Below are 17,008 nucleotides of genomic sequence, written 5' to 3'. Positions count from 1 at the left end.
ATGCAAAGTCAGTGGCGGGTCATCGACTGCACCGATCTGGATGGTGGCATCACCTATGTACGCGGCAATATGCGTGTCAAGAGAGAAGGGCAGGATGCTGTTGATGTACCTCTGGCCCAGACCGCTGTAGTGTTGCTGGGGCTGAAAGTGAGATGTTCGGCAGCGGTATTGCACGAGATGGCTCGCTATGGCGTATCAGTGATGCTGTGTGATTGGCGCGGTGTGCCGGAAGCGGCTCTGCACGCATGGTCGGAATTGCCGACGACGGTCACTGCCAGACAGCTTGCTCAGGTGGATGTTACGTTGCCAAGGAAAAAGAATGCATGGGCCTGAGTTGTACAAGCGAAGATTCGTGGTCAAGTAGCGTGCTTGGATGAGCTGGGACTGGAAGGCGGCGGCATATTAAGAGGCATTGCCTCCACTGTACGGTCAGGCGATCCGTCAAATTGTGAAGGATATGCGGCAAGGGAATACTGGAAGCGAGTCTTTCCTCATGACAAAGGGTTCAAACGCATACCCGGTACAGGTGTCGGTCGTAATGCGCAGTTGGATTACGGTTATATGGTGCTTCGGGGATTCGCCGTCAAAGCGGTTATCGCCGCAGGGCTTATTCCCTCATTGGGTATGCACCATCGGAACCGTGGCAATTATTTCTGCTTGGCTGATGACATGCTTGAACCATACCGTCCTGCGGTTGATCGTCATGTTGCCATGCTGAAGTCGTCTGATTCGTTGGAAGATCGATCTGTGAAACGACGCTTGGTGGAAGCCGTTAACCAACAGTTCAATGGTGATGGGTTGACAATACCGAGCTCATTAAACGATTTTGCCCAGCAGTATGGGCTATATTGCGAAAGCAAAATAGACAGACTGACGGTTCCGGAATATCTGGGTACGCCATGAAAACCGACGAGGACAGTGGCGGTATGTGGTGCTTGGTGATGTTTGACCTTCCGGTGCAGACGAAGCGGCAACGCCATAGCGCTGTAGAGTTCAGGAATTTGCTGCTCGACATGGGCTACGGCATGGTTCAGTACTCCGTATATGTGCGGTATACACCCACTCAGGCTGGTAACCGTGCAACGGTGAAGGCCATCAAGGACAATCTTCCGGCTCAGGGATCCGTTCGTATTCTGCACATCAGCGACCATCAGTGGTCGTCGTCATTGCGGTTTTCCAATCTCAGACAGGAATCCGAAAGTGAGACGCCAGAGATCTTTACGCTTTTCTGAACGTGAAAACCTGTGGAAACGGCGAAATATGGCCCCTCTTGAGCGGCTCTACAGCTTATCAAGAGGGGAGGATGCTAATTCCCAACACGGTTGCTGGCGATTTTGCTCTTGGACACAGCTTATCAAGAGGGGAGGATGCTAATTCCCAACTATTCGGCGAGTTCGATGTGCGCGGTGTACAGCTTATCAAGAGGGGAGGATGCTAATTCCCAACTGTCAGTCGAGCGGCGCGGGGAGGGTGGACAGCTTATCAAGAGGGGAGGATGCTAATTCCCAACTTGGGCGACGCTGGCGACGTGGCTGCCAACAGCTTATCAAGAGGGGAGGATGCTAATTCCCAACTTCGAATCCTTCTTCTGGAAGGTCGCGTACAGCTTATCAAGAGGGGAGGATGCTAATTCCCAACAAGCTTCTCGCCTTGCCTTACCGGCTGAACAGCTTATCAAGAGGGGAGGATGCTAATTCCCAACTTGCGCGCGGGGTAGATGAGCGTTCCGGACAGCTTATCAAGAGGGGAGGATGCTAATTCCCAACAGTTCTCCGGTAGGTCCGCGCAGGATATACAGCTTATCAAGAGGGGAGGATGCTAATTCCCAACGGGTAGCCGGTGGTGTTGGGCACGACCTACAGCTTATCAAGAGGGGAGGATGCTAATTCCCAACTACTGGTCGCCGTTGATGTGGCCGAGATGGCAGAAAGGTGTTCGCTGGGCGAGCAGACGACGATCATGTCCCCAAATTGCGTGGTCGTGCTGAAGTGACGGGACTGTTTGGTACTCAGAGTCGGCTCTTCCTTTCCCGATTGGGTGTTTCCTCGGCATTCGTCGCCGGTTTGGGATCAGTGTACGGCCGTTGTGAACCCCGTGTTTTCCAGCAATGCGACGATGATCGGCGTGTAGTCCGTGCGCACGACGAGCTGCTGCAGATCCCGCGCGTGGCGGTGGGGCCAGACGAGCAGATCGATGGTCCTGCCGCGCTTGGGGAACAGATTCAGCGGCGCGCTCAGCGTGATCAGGGTATGGCGTCCGTCGAGCGGTGTGAAGTCCGCCGTGTACGCGTGTTCCCGGCCGACGGGTCGTTTCGCCCGGGTGGGATCGGGCTTCGCGGCCGCTTCTGTCAGGTACGCCATGCCGGACATGGCGCTCGTCCGGTCATCGGTGGGGTCGGCCAATCCCATGACGATCGCCCGCCCCGTGCCGACGGGCAGCGAATGCCGGGACGTGCACCGGTACAGTCCATCAGCGGTTCGCGCCAGGTCCCCGGTCGCCTTCAGGACCTCGAACACGCGCGCGGCCGCGTCGGCGTACCCGTCCGTCCCGCCGTACCATGACGCCATGCCCGGCTGGATCGCGCCGATGCCGCGGAGCCAGTCGACGGCCCTGTGCCTGACCGTGTTGCCGGACAGCCCGTAGGAGCCGCCGTACCCGTCGTCGAGGCAGTAGGCCTGCATCCAGAACCGCAGCGCGGTGTACGTGGTGCGGGCCATGAACCGTGCGTCATCCTCGCCGGCGATCCGCATGACGCCCAGATCGCCGGCCATCATGTGCAGAAGCCTAACGGGCATGGGTCTCGCCGATCCGGTCCAGCAGCAGACGCGCGGAGCGCGAGCCATGGTCGCCGCCGGCGAATTTCCCGGCTCCGCCGATCCCTTCCGCCGCGCGCAGGCGCAGGGCCAGATGGGCCGCGATCCATCGCGCGCCGGATCCAGACGGGCCGTTCATCGCCGCCGCCACCGATCCGGGCAGCGTCAGGGCGTTCAACGGAAGCGCGCCGCCAAGCTCGCGGCGCAGTTTCCCGGCGTGTTTCATCGTCGCGTCGTTTCCCGGCGCGGGCTTGGGTGTGGTTCCGGCCTTGCTGGCCGGGCCGTTTCCGGGGCGTAGCGCCGCGTATCGTTCGGTCGGCACGTAGAACGCATGGTCCCAGACCTCGCCGGCGATGAGGTTGAGATTGCCGTAGGCGCCGATGGGCAGGATGACGGTCGTTTCGGTTTCCAGACGGGACAGGGCGAACAGCAGGCTTTCGTTGACCGTGTCGATGGGCCCGTCCAGCACAAGCACGCCCGCTGCTCTCGCGGCGAGCATGGCCTCCAATGCCGCGGCGTCGTTCCAGTCCGCGGGAATGCCGGCGTGGGACGCCGGCGCCCCCGCGATCGCGTAGGACAGCGCGTTCGCGATGGCGGGGGCGAACGCCGAATCCACGGCGAGGAGATTGGCGCATCCCACGGTCGCCGCCAATCCCGTGGCAAGGGCCTCCACCGGGCAGTCGCCGTCGACGGCGGTCACGCCATGGAGCTCCAGGTTGCGGCGGATGGCGTCGGCGGGGGAACCGCCGGCGTCCTCCACATCACGCGCGCGGTAGGGGACCGGGGTCATTGACGGTGTCGCGGCGGCTGCGCCTGCGCCGGCCACGGCCTTCAGCCCGATCCTCAATGCAACGTCCTGGTCGATCCGCGCGAGGGCCTCGTCCCTATGGCTTCTGACCCGTTCAAGTTCCTGCTCGAGCCTGCCGATGTCCTGCCGGATCCTCGCGCTGCGTTCCTGAAGGGGCTTGGCAAGCTGCTCGAGCCGGTCGTTGGCTTCGGCGCGGCGCCGCGCGGTTTCCTCGAGATCGCGGATCTGCGCGCGGCGTTTGTCCGCCTCCGCGTCCAGGTCCCTCAGCGCCTCGCTGCGGCAGCGTTCCACGAATCCGGGATTGCGCATGAGCTCGTCGCGCACGAGCTTGGCCATGAGGTCGCCGTCGGGCATCATGGCGCGCGACACGGCCTGCCGGAGTTCGGCGATCTCCCGGTCGGAGACCTTCATCCCGACGTACCTGTCGAGCTGTTCCGGGGCGTCGAGCGCGGCGGCGATCATCCGGGCGATGTGCGGCTCGTCCAGATCGCCCATATCGGCCGCGCGGTCCCGGAAGTACCATCGCACGTATTCGGCGGCGTACTGCGACAGCGGGCGGACCAGGACATCGCCGTCCGGTTCAGGCGCTGTCGCGCCGTCGTAGAGGTAGCGCGGATTCGAGCCGTTCCCGCGATGGGACTCGTGGACCCTGTTTTTGTCCAGGACGCAGTGCTTCGCGCCCAGCCGCGCGTCGGGCCTGATGCGCAGGATCCCGCCGGACCAGTCAAGCTCGTCGCGGTCGATCAGGATCGCGTCCAGCCGGTCGCCATGCTCTCCGTACACGATGAACACTTTCCTGGTAGGCGTGCCCCCGTGCCTCCATCCCAGGGCGAGCCTGACGCGCATGGCCCGCTCGTCGTGAACGTCCGGGCAGTCGATCACCTCGTAGAAATCGGGGGTGCGCCCGTACGGTCGGGTGTAGGGGTCGAGCAGCCAGGGGCGTCTGGGGTCCTTCTGGTTCGGGCACCACTTGACGAAGACGAAGTCCTCGGCGTTGCGCCTCAGCTGGCTGATGATGTCCGGGTTGTACATGGTCCTCGGATTGTCCGGGTCTGACCATCCCTGCTGCGCCCTGCCCGGCGCGGCGTTGTCGCGCAGCACCCACCGGTACGATCCTATGCCGTCGAGCGTGGGCAGATAGTCCATCAGGCGCAGCAGGTTGTCCACGTCGCCCGACGGCGTCAGCTGCACGAGGCACACCGACGCGCGCGTGTATTCCGAATCGTTGAGCCATACCATCAGCGTCCCCTTTCCCTTTTCCTTTCCCGTGCGACCGCCAGGCCGCGGCAGGCCGCATTGCCGACGTCGAAGCCCATCCGTTTGAGCGCGACCGCCATGCCCGCGCTGGTCGGGCGGATCACGGTCGGCGGCTCCGCTTGTTCCCCGCCGGCACCGGGTTCCGGACCGTCGGCATGGGCCGGGTCGAACGGGTGGAGATCGTCCGGCCGGGTGCGGCTGATGATGACCGAGGTCCACGGCATGCGCGCATCCGGTTTGAGGAACAGGCAGAACGATTCCAATTCGGCGCGCATCCGGCTTGGTCGGGTTTGGGGAAGCCGGCGGAAGCCGACCAGCCCGACCTCGCGCGCGTTGGGCAGATACGCACGATTGTCGACCACATCGTCCATGGCATCGTCGTCCGCCAGATAGGGGGACGCGTACACGGGCGTGGCGTTCAGGAACAGGGGCTCGTCCGCGCCGGACGTCCTCAGACTCGGCGGCCACGCCAGACGGGCGGCCCTGTCGAACTCGGAGAGGCAATAGCCGTAACCGCCCAGCCAGTCATCGGCCCGGTCCCACCGCCCGGACGCCGACGAGACGCGGACCCGATGGACGGTCAGGTTTCCCGGGCCGCGGACCCTGCCGACCTTGGAAACCAGATCGAACCGGGACCTCATGCCGCGCGGGTCCGCCTGCCCGGACACCACGTAGTAGTCCTCGCCGGACTGCAGCGCCGACCCGATGGGCAGGTATCTGCCGCCGTTGACGCCGAAGACATCGGAGAAGATCAGAACGCCCCGGCACTCCTGCGCGCGCCCCACGTACCTCCACCAGCGATCCGGGATCGTTATGCGACGCCGGGGGTCCCGGATCGGGTCCTCGAACGGGACGGCCGCCCCGCGTCTCATGGCCAGGTCCGCAAGGGAATGGCCGACGCCGTCCACCGTCATCGCGTCCTTCGGCGTCAGGACGCGGCGGAGGTATGCGCTTGCGCGTCTGCGCACGCCGACCTCCACCCCGAACATGCCGTCACGGGGATCCCGCCTGAGCGTCATCGCCAGCGGGGGCACCTGCGTGTCCATGGAGGCGTCGCCCCCGGCCTGATACAGGACGCATCGGTGCGCCCACTCATCGTCACGGGCATGGCGGAAATAATGGATCGGCGAACGCCGCCGCGCCCGCTCGGCGACCGGGATGACGGGACGGTTGCAGTACGGGCACGCGAATTTCACCGCGGACGGGATCTCCCCGTGGAACCGCTCGTTCGTCTCGGCGACGCTCGTGAGCACCGGCGCCATGGTGGGAACCAGCCGAACGGCGCTGTCCATCGATTCTCCCTCCGGTCTGGGTGCGGATCATATCCCACAATCATACGGCCATGCCCGGCGTCCGGGCTGTCTGATCGAGGCCTTCAGAACACCTCGATGTCCCGCGCGAGCACCGCGATCGCGTCCGCCCGGTGCTCGACCCACCACCGCGGGTCGTTCATGCACCTGATCCGGCGCAGCAGCTCGTCGAACCCGTCCAGCTCCCCGCCCGTGGCGTGCCCGCGCAGCGCCCTGGCCTGGCCGAGCGCACGCCGGCGGATGGCCTCCGCCCGGGAGACCAGGGGCTCGCGGCCCTCCATGGGCGCGCACCCGTCGAGCAGGTTGCTCTGCTCGTCGGCGCCCTTGCGGCACCAGTCGCACGCCGTGGAACGGATCACGCGCACCCGCGCCTCGAACATGCGCGTGGGCAGGCTGTACGGGACCTTCTCCCCGTGCCCGCACCAGTGGTAGACCAGACGGCACTCGTTCGCCACCACAACCTCCTTGGAACAACAGTTCGACAAACATTTGTTCTAAGAATAGAGGCGGGAGGAGACGAAAACCGTCTTCACTCCCCGCCCCACCCTCACCCCTTCGCCTCCAGCTTCCGGCTCCTGAACGGCGGCGCGCCCCTGAGGATGTACACGCACTCGTCGGTGCCCAGCAGGGCCAGCTCCTCGGGCAGCATGAGCTCGCGGCGGATGGTCTTCTCGCTCACGGAATGCGATCTTTCGTCGCGGAATCGATATTGTTCGCTTAACAAGCAAAACTCAGAGGCACCCTAGCCTGCCTTGGCCATGGCGATGGCATTTTCCGGCGGAACCTGTCGTCTTGGCAAAGACATCTGTTATACGTATACTTAGAATGCATATACGTATAGGTAGGGAGGTCCCAATGCCGACGGATAAACTCACCCTCAGCGTGGACAGCCAAGCGGTGGCCAAGGGAAAGCGGTATGCGGCGGCCTCCGGTCGCAGTCTTTCGTCGCTCGTCGGGGATTATCTCAACTCGCTGGATGAAGTCCGCTCCTTGGGGGGACTGCCACCGCTCATCCAGGAACTGATCGGGATGGGCGTGGGCGCTGGGGATGCGCATGCGGACGAAAAGGATGACTATCGTCGTCATCTCGAGGAAAAGTACCTATGAGACTCATGCTGGACGTCAACATCTTCATGGACGTCATCCTCAGGCGCGAACCTCACTACGAAAACTCCGCACTGGTGATGGGGCTGTATGCAAACCAGGAATTCGATCTGTTTATGCCGGCTCATGCGGCGGCCACGATCATCTATCTGACGGCCAGGCAGACCAATCACGCAGTGGCGGTCCAGGCGCTGTCACGATGCATGGCGGTCGCTCACATAGCCCCGTTGGATGAATCGGCGGTGCTGAGAGGCCTGTCATATGGGTTCAAGGACACGGAAGACGCTTTCGTGGCATCTGTAGCGGTAGGTGCCAAGTGCGATTACATTGTTACGCGGAATGTCAAGGACTTTGCCAAGTCTCCCATTCCCGCCATATCTCCTACGGAGTTGCTGAACAAGATTCAGTCTCCGCTGGACGCAGTGGGGATGGAGTAACCCCCGGGTCGTATCAAGGCACTGGAGCGACGGCGCAATGGGCGATGCGTGATATTACGTTGCACTCGTCCGGTTTCATGCATGAGGGATATTCGCACTCGTCGCAATTCATGGGGCGGGTGTGGAGGGGTTCCGCATTCGCATGGCCCGTGTGATAATGGAATCACCCGGGACAAGGAGGCTCCCAAGGTCGGCACGGCGCTGGCACATAGCCGACTTGCGACTTGCGAAGCACTGCGGTATCCGGTATGGTTGGTAGTACACAGGTCCGCAGCAATGTGAGACTTCCAGGAGCCGGGGGTAATCCCCCGGCATTTTTCATTTTCAGGGGGTGTCATGGCTGAAATCTCGATCTTCGCCGACGAGAGCGGCGAGCAGGGATTTCAGTCCAAGTACTACGCGCTGACGCTGGTGTTCCATGACCAGTCCGATCCCGTTACCCCCATGTTCGAAGGCTATGAACAAACGCTCCGCGACGCAGGGCTGCCGGACATCCCCATGCACGCCTCACCGTTGTTGAACGGGCATGACGCCTATCAGCACCTCGGCATCAGCCAGCGCAAGCGCCTGCTCACCTACTTTCTGTCCATGCTGTTCAAACTGCCGGCACAATACGTGACGCTCATCTACCGAAAGGCCGATTATGCAACCTTGGAACAGCTGGGCGCACGCATCAAGCGCGACATCGTCAACATCGTGTTCGATCATCTGGCGCTCTTCCAGAGCTTCGACGCCATCAAGGTGTACTACGACGGCGGCCAGAGTCTCGTCACGCAGGCCATTCACGGCGCGATCAAATACGCGCTCTCGAAACAGGCCGTCGTCTACCGCAAAGGCTCGCCGACCGACTACCGTCTCGCTCAGGTGGCGGATTTCATCTGCACCATCGAGCTGACCTCACTCAAGTACGAGAACCGCGAGCAGACCGCGACCGACGAACGTTTCTTCGGATCGGCACGCGCCTTCAAGAAGAACTACCTCAAGAAGGTGCGAAAGCATCGGTTGGCTGCTTAGTGACGATCCCGTAAATTTTTTCTCCTCGATGGCCCCGGCTCATCATCCCGATGAATCGAGGCCATCGGCGTATGCGTCCCGCGGACACGGTCCTCCCTACGCGACGAGCCGTCCGAAGTCACCCAAGCCGATGACATGGCTATGCCTGATGGAGAATGCCTCATCGCCGCCGTAGACCATAAAGCGGCCTTCCGTCGGCACGTCCATCATCGGGGCGAGATCCTCGAGGGTCGCGAACGACTTCGGATTGTATGTGGCGGAGGATTTGACCTCCACGGCATACCGTGGTCTGCCGCCCTGCTCCAGTATCGCGTCGATCTCCTTTTTGTTGCTGTCGCGCCAGTAGAACAGCAGTAGCTCGCGTCCCAGAGCCTGATGGCGCTTGATGATTTCGACCATCACTGCGTTCTCGTACAAGCTGCCGCGGTATTGGCTAGAGAACGTGTGCTCCTCGGTGTCGATGCCGAGCAGATTCGCCGCCAGACCGGTGTCGCGGCGGAGTCCCGTTGCGAAATGGGCGATCCGCGATATTGCGTTGCACTCGTCCGGTTTCATGCATGGGGGATATTTGCACTCGTCGAATTCCATAAACGCCCAAAATGCGCACTCGTCGCAATTCGTGGGGGATGATGCGGAGGGGTGCTGTGCCCGCACCCAGTGCGATAATGGAAACACCCGGGACAAGGAGGCTCCCATGGTTGAGACCACAAACTTATCCGCATTGCTGCCGTTCGGTGCCATTTTCATGTTCGTTGGGCTGATATTCATACTGGTCGGAGGCTTTCTCCTGTGGCGTGATCGCAAGCTGGCCGCGCGCTGCACGGCATCCACGGTCGGCGAAGTGACGCGGATGATCCGGCATGTGGACCGCGACAGTGACGGCACCTCCGTCACATGGAGCCCCGAGGTCGCGTATCAAGTGGGCGGCGTGGAGTACACGGTGTCCTCGTCGATCTCCAAAGGCCGGCCTAGCGCGCACGTCGGCGATCGGATGACGGTCGGCTACGATCCGTACGATCCCGCGACCGCGTATCTGCCGGAGGAGAAGTCGGAGTCGTTCTGCCGGCTGTTCATCATCATCGGCGTGGTCACCTTCGCCATCGGGGCGGCCGCGGCGATCGCCTGGCTGTTCGTGTGAGTCGGGAAAGGGGCGATCATGGTCATTTTCGAGGACGAGTTCATGGACATCCAGTCCGGCATGGTCGCTTTGGCCCTGGAGGCGGCCGGCGATGCGAACGTGGAGGTCGTATACATATACGGCTCCATCGAGGGTGGCATGACATCCTTCAACACGTTCTTCCGCATGGGCGGGGTTGTTCGGGGCCTTACGGAGGTCGTTCCGGACCGCTCGCTCGCGTTGCAGGTGCTGGATCTGGGTACGGACGATCTGGGACGATTGCGCACCCTGTGCGGGGAGCGTGGACGCGCATGCCCCACCGAGATCCGCGGCCGGTACGAGACGGCGACCGGCGGTTACCGGGTGCATTATTCGTACGATCCCATCGTTGCCGATCCCGACTACGGCATCTCGCCGGCCACAGTATTCGACACGTGGATGGACGATGTGCAGTCCGGAAAGGACGATCTGGATCCGGCGGGTGCTCCCGGTTCGTCATCCTGACGTAGCGCGTAGCCGGCCGCCTCGTCATCCTGAGCGAAGCGCGTCAGCGCGGAGTCGAAGGATCCTGGGCCATTGCGCGCCAATGACCAATGCGCAATGACGAAGGATCCTTCGACTCCGCCCTATCGGGCTGCGCTCAGGATGACAAAAAGAGTTCGCTCAGGGTGACGGAATACAGGGGGCGCTCCCGTCCGGCGAATTACGCAATTTAAAACTCATTTTAAATAATTAAGTTTTTTTGATATATTTAAAATACATTTTAAATCCGAGCGATGTTTCTCGCGTGCGCCGAACCGATTCGCAAAGGAGAAGCCAATGATCGACCGGCCATCATATCTGCGCAAGCTTGACGCGTGGAAGGACCGCGACGTGATCAAGGTGATCACCGGCGTGCGCCGCTGTGGCAAGTCGACGTTGATGACGTTGTGGAGGCAGCGCCTGATCGGCCACTACGGCGTGCCCGCCGAGGCCGTCGTCCACCTCAACCTCGAACTGCTGGAGAACGAGCGATTCCTCGAATACCACCGCCTCCATGAGGAGATCATCCGTCGGTGCGCCGCCGCGGACGCGTCTGCGGGGGATGGCCGACGCTATGTGCTGATCGACGAGATCCAGAACGTGCCGGACTTCCAGAAGGCTCTCGACAGTCTGCAGGCCCGAGGCGACATGGATCTGTACATTACTGGTTCGAACGCCACACTGCTCTCCGGCACGCTTGCGACCCTGATATCCGGCCGGTATGTGGAAATCGCCATGACTCCGCTGTCGTTCGCCGAATACTGGAGTGCGCGTTCGCAAGAGGGGTTGAGCCTGCAGCGAGCGTGGTCGGAATACCTGCACGACGGGGCGCTGCCGGCCACGGTGGGGTTTCCCGGCGATGCGTCGATGCTGCACGACTATCTCGACGGCATCCTCAACACCGTCCTGTTCAAGGACGTGGCCGCGCGTCTGGGCGTCTCCAATATCGCCGCTCTGGAAACGGTCACCCGGTACATGTTCGACAATATCGGCAATTTGGTCAATCCCAAGTCCATTGCCGACGCCATGACATCGGCGGGAACGAAGATATCGTCGCCCACGGTGTCCGGCTATCTGGGGGGTCTTGCCGCGGCGTTCATCCTTTATCCGGTGCAACGATACGACATCAGGGGCAAGCGCGCACTGCGTCAGGAACGCAAGTACTATGCCGTGGATCTGGGCGTGCGCCGCATCCTGTGCTCCAACAACGTGCGAGACACCGGCCGTCTGCTGGAGAATGTGGTGTTTCTCGAGCTGATGCGCAGGGACGGCGACGTGTTCGTCGGGCAGGGGGCAGGCGGCGAAATCGACTTCATCACCAATGGGCCGGGTGGACGACGCTACTATCAGGTCAGCGAATCCGTGCGCGATCCGGCCACGTTGGAACGGGAGCTGTCATCGCTGCGTGCGGTGCGGGACGACTATCCGAAGACGCTGATCACACTGGATGACGAACGCCCGACGTCGCACGAGGGGATCGGGCAGGTCTATGCCTTGGACTGGCTGCTCGATGGGCGGCAGTGACGGAGAGGTTGCGTGTGAGGCCAGCGCCCGTCGGGTGAGGCCATCCTGATGGCCGCCTCCGATGCTCCTGAGCGTAGCGCGAGGCCGCCTCGTCATCCTGAGCGGAGCGCGAGGCCGTTTCGTCATCCTGAGCGAAGCGCGTCAGCGCGGAGTCGAAGGATCCTTGGCCATTGCGCGCCAATGACCAATGCGCAATGACGAAGGATCCTTCGACTCCGCCCTATCGGGCTCCGCTCAGGATGACGAAAAGGGCGGCTGCGCTGCGCTCAGGATGACGAGTGTCGTGACTGCGGCGATCAGAACCCATCCTCCCCGGGTGCGCTCGCGACCGCATGCATCCATGCGGCGAACGTCGCTCCGGGAGCCACGCCCGTGCCATCGTCCTTGGCGACGATCGGATCGTATGCGTAATCGGCCCTGTACGCGCCTGTGCCGGCAATGTAGTGGCCGCGGATCTGCGTGGGGCAGGGCCGACCGGCCTCGTCGCACAGCCTGCGCAGGCCGGCAAGATCGCCATGCGCCAGACGGAGCATCCGCCGGCGCAGATCATCGTCGGTCGCGACCTGATTGAGCGGAAGGATCGCATTCCCCGCGCGGAAGAATGCGTTGAAGACCGTCATCCGGCCCTCAAGCGACGCATAGATGTAGACGTCCCGGATCGGCTGCCCCTCCGCTGCCTCCAGACACAGCGAAACCAGGCCGGACTGCACGTCCATGAAATCATCCTCGAACGAATTCCCGGCCATATGCGCCCCCTGTCCTGCCGGTTTTTCCTGTCGGTCGCGGGCCCGCCGAGTGGCAGAACCGGCGAACCGGATATCCTTCACCCATCATAGGGCGCGGGGAGCATCGCATGTGCCGGCCGGCCGGTCAGTACTGGTATTCGTTCGGGGTTTTCTCGCCGGCAGTCACCGCGAAGGGCAGGTGGTTGCGCTTCGACGGGATCGGGCAAGTGCAGAACAGGCTGAACGAGCACGGGTAATTGAAGGCGTAGTTGAAGTCGACGTGGCCGAGTCCCAGAACATCGGCGGCGGAAAGCTCGTAGATGCGTCCGATGCCGGCCGTCTGGTGGCCGCTGGTCTCGTCGGTGAAGAACACGTAGGCGTGGCCGAACACGTTGGAGACCACGAGCGAGTAGACCTGACCCTCATAGCTGAACTCTAGGGTGCCGAGCACCTTGTAGGACTGCAGCACGGTGGGGACCACGGAGTCGTGGATGTCGAGCTCGTCCTGCGTGGCGGGCTTGAACGTGGCGGGCAGGCGCCACGCAGGGTCAATGTCGAAGTGGTCGATGCCCTTGAAGTCGCGCCGGGCGGCCGCGTTCGGGTCCTTGATCCGGATCCAGAAGCGGTACGTGTCCCGTTCGGCCAGATCGGTCTGCGCGTTGACCTCGGCCCTCACGTCCCCAAGGTCGATGTAGCCGAGCGACTGCTCGCCGAACGCCGTGGGCGTGAACGAGATCGGCCCGTCGAGCGGACGCCTCTCGTTGACCACCCCGGATCCCGGCTCGGGCGTGTAGATCAGTGTGTCCTCGGAGACGCTCCACTCGCCCGGGAACTCCCGGATGGTCTTCGTTTCGCCCTCGGACACCCATGTGGTGGACAGGGGCGCGAGATAGTTGTGGGGCGCGGTGAGCGTCTCCTGGCGCCCGGCTTGCCAGACGTACCACGCCTGCGTGTAGAGATCGGCCCGGCGCGCGGTGACGATGTTCGTATCGGTCATAGTTATTTCCCCTTCGTGTGATCGATCGCGGCGGCCCGGGCCGTCGCTTGGATCCGAGTGTATGGATATTGGGTGCGATTCGTTGCGGCGTGGCCATCGCGATACCGGATAGCCGGCCACATGCTGCGGTTATGGGCGTCAGACGGACTCGAGCTGTCGGATGGCGCTGGCGATGCCGGCACCCGTGGCGTGCGGAAAGGCGTTCACCCACGACAGGTCCGGCTCGGCCGCGCGCGTGGCGATTCGGTCGATGGCGGACGCCGGCACGCCCATGTCCCGCAGCGATGTCGGCAGTCCGATCCGTCGGTAGACCTCCGACAGCTCCTCCACCTGTTCGATCTCGCCCACGTACGTGAGCTGCACGAGGATGCCGTAGGCGACTTTGAGACCATGCAATGTGGCGTGCAATTCGGGGATGATCGTGAGCGCATCATGGATCGCGTGGGCGCCCGACGCCCGGCCTTTGGTCCGTGCGAACCCGCCCACGGCGCCTCCGAGCGCGATGATCGTGTCGATGAGGTTGCCCAGTGCAGCATGGTCGCCGCATCCATCGTCGTAATGCTCCAGCACCGTCGTGGATTGTTCGAGCAGTTCGTCGCGGGCGATTCGGGCGGCCTCTAGTCCGAGCCGGTCGAGCGCCGAATGCGGGCGGCTGATGTCGAACACCGCCTTCGCCTCGTACCATTTCGCCAGCGTATCGCCGATCCCGCCGAGCAGGTATTGCTTGGGCGCCCGGGCGATGAGCGCCGGATCGACCACCAGCTTCACGGCGTTGCGCGGGTGGTGGCTGACTTTGAGGAAGGCGTGTCGCTCGTCGTAGATCACCGAAAGGGCGCTGTATGGTGCGCATGTGGAGGCGATGGTCGGCACCACCACAAGGGGCAGGGTGCGCAGATGCGCCACCTCCTTTGCTGTATCGATGGCACGGCCTCCGCCCAAGGCCACCACCACGTCGGTATCCGGTGTGAGGGCGTCCGCAAGCTCGCGCGCGTTGCGGTCGGTCACGCTGCCGTCGCAGACCAGCACGGTCGCAGGTACCGGCCCGCCCGCATACGCCTCGTAGGCGCTCCGTGCACGCTCTCCGGTGATGACCGCCGGATGACGCCAGTCCGAGGTAAGTGCGGCGGGATCCTTTGCGCTTCCGGGCTCGTTGATGTACTGATCCGGGCCGCTGCGCACCAATGACGCCAATGGCCCCTGATACTCGCTCATATGTTCCCCTTTCGAACGAATGCGAATTGCGGCGTCCATCCCGTGCGCCGCCAGCGATGTCCGTCACGCTACAGGAGCCGTCATGGACGGTCAATGCGCCGCGCCGACTGGAGCCATTCGGAACTATCGCGATTACTGATGGCGTTCCATAACGGGCGGTTGTAACGGTATTTCCGTGCTGTCATCGCAATCGTTGCAATGACGGCGATCGGATGGTCCGGGCCATTGGCCATGCCGGCCGGGACTTGGCCGTGTCGCGCGGTGGGCGTGGTTGTCCGCCCGATCCGCATGCGGTTATGATCCTCACCATCGGACGAAAGGGGATTTCGGCCGAGGACAACACTCAATCTGAAGGGGAACATACATGGGGCAGGACACGACCCAGGAGGCGGAAGCCTCCCCGATCGTCGTCATCGACAAGGTGGGCAAGGTATTCACCGGCGAGGACGGCGAGGAGAAGGCGGCGCTGAGCGACGTCTCGCTAAGCATCAGACGCGGCGGCATCTACGGCATCATCGGCCTGAGCGGCGCGGGCAAGAGCACGCTGATCCGACTCATCAACGGCATCGAACGGGCCACCAGCGGCACGGTCACCGTGGACGGCCACAGGATCGGCGATCTGGACGCGAGGCAGCTGCGCGTCGAGCGACGGCGAATCGGCATGATCTTCCAACAGTTCAACCTCATGCCGTCCCGGACAGTGTTTGACAACATCCTGTTTCCGCTCAAAGACAGCGATCTGGGCAAGGACGAGCGCCGGGAGCGGGTTACGCATCTGCTGTCCTTGGTCGGCCTCGATCAGAAGGCCGATGCCTATCCGGGCGAGCTGTCCGGCGGCCAGCAGCAGCGTGTGGCCATCGCCCGCGCGCTGGCATCCAACCCGAAGATCCTACTGTGCGACGAGGCGACAAGCGCTCTCGATCCGGCGACGACCGTGTCCATCCTGCATCTGCTGCGCGAGGTGAACCGCAGTCTCGGAGTCACGGTCATCATCGTGACGCATCAGATGTCCGTGGTCAAGGAGATCTGCGACAGGGTCGCGGTGCTGGACAGCGGCCGGCTCGTCGAGGAGGGCAGCGTGTTCTCTGTATTCGCCAACCCACAGGCAAAGCTCACCCGCTCGTTCATCGCCACGACCTCCAACATCGCCAAGCTTGGCGAACTGGTGGATGGTGGGGACGAGGATGGAGACGGTGTTCCCGACGGCGAGCCGCTGGTGCGTCTCAAGCCGGGCGAGAAGCTGGTTTCCATCCGCTACGTGCACAAAGGGGTGTTCGAACCCCTGATCGCCACGGTGATCCGCCGGTTCGGCGTGGATATCAACATTCTGCTGAGCGATGTGGAGGTGGTTGACGGCCATCCGATCGGCGGCACCACGGGCATATGGTCCGGTTCCGAGGACGGCATCCGCCAGGCCATCGCCTATCTGAAGGACAAGGACATCAACGTGGAGGTGTTGCGCTAATGCAGTGGCTTATCGATCTGTTTCCCAACGTCGCGCCGCGTGCGGACGAATTCTACCGCTCGATCATCGAGACGCTGGTGCTGGTGGGCATCACCGCGGTGCTCTCGTTCGTGCTGAGCCTGACCATCGGTATCCTGCTGGTGGTCACGCGCAAAGGCGGCCTGCTGTCCGCCCCCGCATTCAATCAGGCGCTCGGCTGGATCATCAACCTGTTCCGGTCCATTCCGTTCATCATCCTGGCCGCGGCGCTCGTGCCGATCACCCGCGCGATCTCCGGAACGGCCCTGGGCGTGCAGGGGGCGATCTTCCCGCTGGTCATCGGCATCACGCCGTTCTTCTCGCGTCAGATGGAATCCGCGTTCCTGTCCATCGATCCGGGACTCGTGGAGGCGGCGGTGTCCATGGGGCTGTCGCCGGTACAGATCATCTGGCGCGTCTACTTCCGGGAGGCTATCCCGAACATCGCGAAGGTGACCACCATCACGCTGGTGAGCTTGATCGGCCTGTCCGCCATCTCCGGATCACTGGGCAGCGGCGGACTGGGCGATTTCGCCATTCGCTACGGCTACCAGCGGTTCATGTTCGATGCCACGGTCGCGTCGGTGATCGTGCTACTCATCATGGTGGGCTTCATCGAATTCGTGGGCCGCACCGTCATCGACGCCACGTCGCGCGAAGTCCAGATCAGCGAATGACAGCGAAT

The 17,008-nt window shown here is 62.8% G+C and carries 18 protein-coding genes, 1 pseudogene and 1 CRISPR repeat array; of the genes and pseudogenes, 10 read left to right on the top strand and 9 right to left on the bottom strand.

Features of this window, described 5'->3' with window-relative positions:
- Window positions 1–903 (top strand): annotated as a pseudogene (gene cas1 / locus EMO90_RS08200) (type II CRISPR-associated endonuclease Cas1).
- The gene (gene cas2, locus EMO90_RS08195; RefSeq protein ID WP_150353921.1) at window positions 900–1,232 is read left to right on the top strand and encodes a CRISPR-associated endonuclease Cas2; all 333 of its coding nucleotides are present in this window, start codon (window positions 900–902) and stop codon (window positions 1,230–1,232) included. The pseudogene cas1 and the gene cas2 overlap by 4 nt, the downstream one beginning before the upstream one ends.
- Before the next feature lie 50 nt (window positions 1,233–1,282).
- Window positions 1,283–1,894: a CRISPR direct-repeat array (repeat unit 36 nt; unit sequence ACAGCTTATCAAGAGGGGAGGATGCTAATTCCCAAC).
- Window positions 1,895–2,069: 175 nt separating this feature from the next.
- Here cas2 and EMO90_RS08190 read toward each other — a convergent pair.
- The 5 genes from EMO90_RS08190 to EMO90_RS12610 all read right to left on the bottom strand — a co-directional run bounded on the left by EMO90_RS08190 (window position 2,070) and on the right by EMO90_RS12610 (window position 6,867).
- Window positions 2,070–2,795: a hypothetical protein gene (locus tag EMO90_RS08190; protein ID WP_150353922.1), complete on the bottom strand. Its 726-nt coding sequence runs from the start codon at window positions 2,793–2,795 to the stop codon at window positions 2,070–2,072.
- Entirely contained in the window at window positions 2,785–4,860 is a 2,076-nt protein-coding gene (locus tag EMO90_RS08185; protein WP_150353923.1) for a coiled-coil domain-containing protein, read from the bottom strand. The genes EMO90_RS08190 and EMO90_RS08185 overlap by 11 nt, the downstream gene beginning before the upstream one ends.
- Window positions 4,860–6,170, bottom strand: coding sequence for a hypothetical protein (locus EMO90_RS08180; protein ID WP_150353924.1), 1,311 nt, complete (start codon window positions 6,168–6,170; stop codon window positions 4,860–4,862). Before EMO90_RS08180 ends, EMO90_RS08185 begins: the two co-directional genes overlap by 1 nt.
- Window positions 6,171–6,253: 83 nt before the next feature.
- Window positions 6,254–6,643 (bottom strand): hypothetical protein, encoded by a 390-nt coding sequence (locus tag EMO90_RS08175; RefSeq protein WP_150353925.1) that lies wholly within the window; start codon window positions 6,641–6,643, stop codon window positions 6,254–6,256.
- A 92-nt stretch (window positions 6,644–6,735) separates the two neighbouring features.
- A complete protein-coding gene (locus EMO90_RS12610; protein WP_150353926.1) occupies window positions 6,736–6,867 on the bottom strand; it encodes a hypothetical protein in 132 nt (43 codons plus the stop codon).
- Window positions 6,868–7,043: 176 nt separating this feature from the next.
- Between EMO90_RS12610 and EMO90_RS08165 the strand changes: the two genes are divergently transcribed.
- From EMO90_RS08165 to EMO90_RS08155, 3 genes are all read left to right on the top strand, one after another.
- Window positions 7,044–7,295 carry a DUF6364 family protein gene (locus tag EMO90_RS08165; RefSeq protein WP_150353927.1) on the top strand — a complete coding sequence of 84 codons (252 nt, stop codon included), beginning with the start codon at window positions 7,044–7,046 and terminating at the stop codon, window positions 7,293–7,295.
- Window positions 7,292–7,729 carry a PIN domain-containing protein gene (locus tag EMO90_RS08160; RefSeq protein WP_150353928.1) on the top strand — a complete coding sequence of 146 codons (438 nt, stop codon included), beginning with the start codon at window positions 7,292–7,294 and terminating at the stop codon, window positions 7,727–7,729. The genes EMO90_RS08165 and EMO90_RS08160 overlap by 4 nt, the downstream gene beginning before the upstream one ends.
- Before the next feature lie 336 nt (window positions 7,730–8,065).
- On the top strand, window positions 8,066–8,743 hold the full coding sequence (locus EMO90_RS08155) for a DUF3800 domain-containing protein (RefSeq protein WP_150353929.1): 678 nt from the start codon (window positions 8,066–8,068) through the stop codon (window positions 8,741–8,743).
- 96 nt (window positions 8,744–8,839) lie between these two features.
- On the opposite strand, the gene EMO90_RS08150 is transcribed toward EMO90_RS08155, so the two are convergent.
- A complete protein-coding gene (locus EMO90_RS08150; protein ID WP_223849735.1) occupies window positions 8,840–9,298 on the bottom strand; it encodes a DUF4143 domain-containing protein in 459 nt (152 codons plus the stop codon).
- A gap of 139 nt (window positions 9,299–9,437) precedes the next feature.
- Here EMO90_RS08150 and EMO90_RS12155 point away from each other — a divergent pair, with 139 nt between their 5' ends.
- The 3 genes from EMO90_RS12155 to EMO90_RS08135 all read left to right on the top strand — a co-directional run bounded on the left by EMO90_RS12155 (window position 9,438) and on the right by EMO90_RS08135 (window position 11,906).
- Window positions 9,438–9,881 carry a DUF3592 domain-containing protein gene (locus EMO90_RS12155; RefSeq protein ID WP_223849736.1) on the top strand — a complete coding sequence of 148 codons (444 nt, stop codon included), beginning with the start codon at window positions 9,438–9,440 and terminating at the stop codon, window positions 9,879–9,881.
- A gap of 18 nt (window positions 9,882–9,899) precedes the next feature.
- Window positions 9,900–10,364 carry a hypothetical protein gene (locus EMO90_RS08140; protein WP_150353931.1) on the top strand — a complete coding sequence of 155 codons (465 nt, stop codon included), beginning with the start codon at window positions 9,900–9,902 and terminating at the stop codon, window positions 10,362–10,364.
- Window positions 10,365–10,679: 315 nt separating this feature from the next.
- The gene (locus tag EMO90_RS08135) at window positions 10,680–11,906 is read left to right on the top strand and encodes an ATP-binding protein (protein WP_150353932.1); all 1,227 of its coding nucleotides are present in this window, start codon (window positions 10,680–10,682) and stop codon (window positions 11,904–11,906) included.
- Window positions 11,907–12,202: 296 nt separating this feature from the next.
- Here the strand turns inward: EMO90_RS08135 and EMO90_RS08130 are convergent, their stop codons facing one another.
- From EMO90_RS08130 to EMO90_RS08120, 3 genes are all read right to left on the bottom strand, one after another.
- Window positions 12,203–12,652, bottom strand: coding sequence for a hypothetical protein (locus EMO90_RS08130; protein WP_150353933.1), 450 nt, complete (start codon window positions 12,650–12,652; stop codon window positions 12,203–12,205).
- A gap of 124 nt (window positions 12,653–12,776) precedes the next feature.
- On the bottom strand, window positions 12,777–13,628 hold the full coding sequence (locus EMO90_RS08125) for a DUF1684 domain-containing protein (protein WP_150353934.1): 852 nt from the start codon (window positions 13,626–13,628) through the stop codon (window positions 12,777–12,779).
- A 138-nt stretch (window positions 13,629–13,766) separates the two neighbouring features.
- Window positions 13,767–14,840: an iron-containing alcohol dehydrogenase family protein gene (locus EMO90_RS08120; RefSeq protein WP_190971991.1), complete on the bottom strand. Its 1,074-nt coding sequence runs from the start codon at window positions 14,838–14,840 to the stop codon at window positions 13,767–13,769.
- Between the two features lie 364 nt (window positions 14,841–15,204).
- On the opposite strand from EMO90_RS08120, the gene EMO90_RS08115 reads away from it, so the two are divergent.
- Both EMO90_RS08115 and EMO90_RS08110 read left to right on the top strand, forming a co-directional pair.
- Window positions 15,205–16,305 (top strand): methionine ABC transporter ATP-binding protein, encoded by a 1,101-nt coding sequence (locus tag EMO90_RS08115; RefSeq protein ID WP_150353936.1) that lies wholly within the window; start codon window positions 15,205–15,207, stop codon window positions 16,303–16,305.
- Window positions 16,305–17,000 (top strand): methionine ABC transporter permease, encoded by a 696-nt coding sequence (locus tag EMO90_RS08110; protein ID WP_150353937.1) that lies wholly within the window; start codon window positions 16,305–16,307, stop codon window positions 16,998–17,000. Before EMO90_RS08115 ends, EMO90_RS08110 begins: the two co-directional genes overlap by 1 nt.
- The last annotated feature ends 8 nt before the right edge of the window (window positions 17,001–17,008 follow it).

The sequence above is a fragment of the Bifidobacterium vespertilionis genome (genome assembly GCF_008698145.1).
GTDB classification, from domain to species: Bacteria; Actinomycetota; Actinomycetes; order Actinomycetales; family Bifidobacteriaceae; genus Bifidobacterium; species Bifidobacterium vespertilionis.
Note: the sequence above shows the minus strand (reverse complement) of the source record. Positions and strands in the feature narration are given on the sequence as shown.

Bases quoted from the DNA above. Each gene is read 5' to 3' on its own strand.
- cas2 (WP_150353921.1), top strand. From the start codon at position 900: ATGAAAACCGACGAGGACAGTGGCGGTATGTGGTGCTTGGTGATGTTT.
- EMO90_RS08190 (WP_150353922.1), bottom strand. From the start codon at position 2,795: ATGCCCGTTAGGCTTCTGCACATGATGGCCGGCGATCTGGGCGTCATG.
- EMO90_RS08185 (WP_150353923.1), bottom strand. From the start codon at position 4,860: ATGGTATGGCTCAACGATTCGGAATACACGCGCGCGTCGGTGTGCCTC.
- EMO90_RS08180 (WP_150353924.1), bottom strand. From the start codon at position 6,170: ATGGACAGCGCCGTTCGGCTGGTTCCCACCATGGCGCCGGTGCTCACG.
- EMO90_RS08165 (WP_150353927.1), top strand. From the start codon at position 7,044: ATGCCGACGGATAAACTCACCCTCAGCGTGGACAGCCAAGCGGTGGCC.
- EMO90_RS08160 (WP_150353928.1), top strand. From the start codon at position 7,292: ATGAGACTCATGCTGGACGTCAACATCTTCATGGACGTCATCCTCAGG.
- EMO90_RS08155 (WP_150353929.1), top strand. From the start codon at position 8,066: ATGGCTGAAATCTCGATCTTCGCCGACGAGAGCGGCGAGCAGGGATTT.
- EMO90_RS08150 (WP_223849735.1), bottom strand. From the start codon at position 9,298: ATGAAACCGGACGAGTGCAACGCAATATCGCGGATCGCCCATTTCGCA.
- EMO90_RS12155 (WP_223849736.1), top strand. From the start codon at position 9,438: ATGGTTGAGACCACAAACTTATCCGCATTGCTGCCGTTCGGTGCCATT.
- EMO90_RS08140 (WP_150353931.1), top strand. From the start codon at position 9,900: ATGGTCATTTTCGAGGACGAGTTCATGGACATCCAGTCCGGCATGGTC.
- EMO90_RS08135 (WP_150353932.1), top strand. From the start codon at position 10,680: ATGATCGACCGGCCATCATATCTGCGCAAGCTTGACGCGTGGAAGGAC.
- EMO90_RS08130 (WP_150353933.1), bottom strand. From the start codon at position 12,652: ATGGCCGGGAATTCGTTCGAGGATGATTTCATGGACGTGCAGTCCGGC.
- EMO90_RS08125 (WP_150353934.1), bottom strand. From the start codon at position 13,628: ATGACCGATACGAACATCGTCACCGCGCGCCGGGCCGATCTCTACACG.
- EMO90_RS08120 (WP_190971991.1), bottom strand. From the start codon at position 14,840: ATGAGCGAGTATCAGGGGCCATTGGCGTCATTGGTGCGCAGCGGCCCG.
- EMO90_RS08115 (WP_150353936.1), top strand. From the start codon at position 15,205: ATGGGGCAGGACACGACCCAGGAGGCGGAAGCCTCCCCGATCGTCGTC.
- EMO90_RS08110 (WP_150353937.1), top strand. From the start codon at position 16,305: ATGCAGTGGCTTATCGATCTGTTTCCCAACGTCGCGCCGCGTGCGGAC.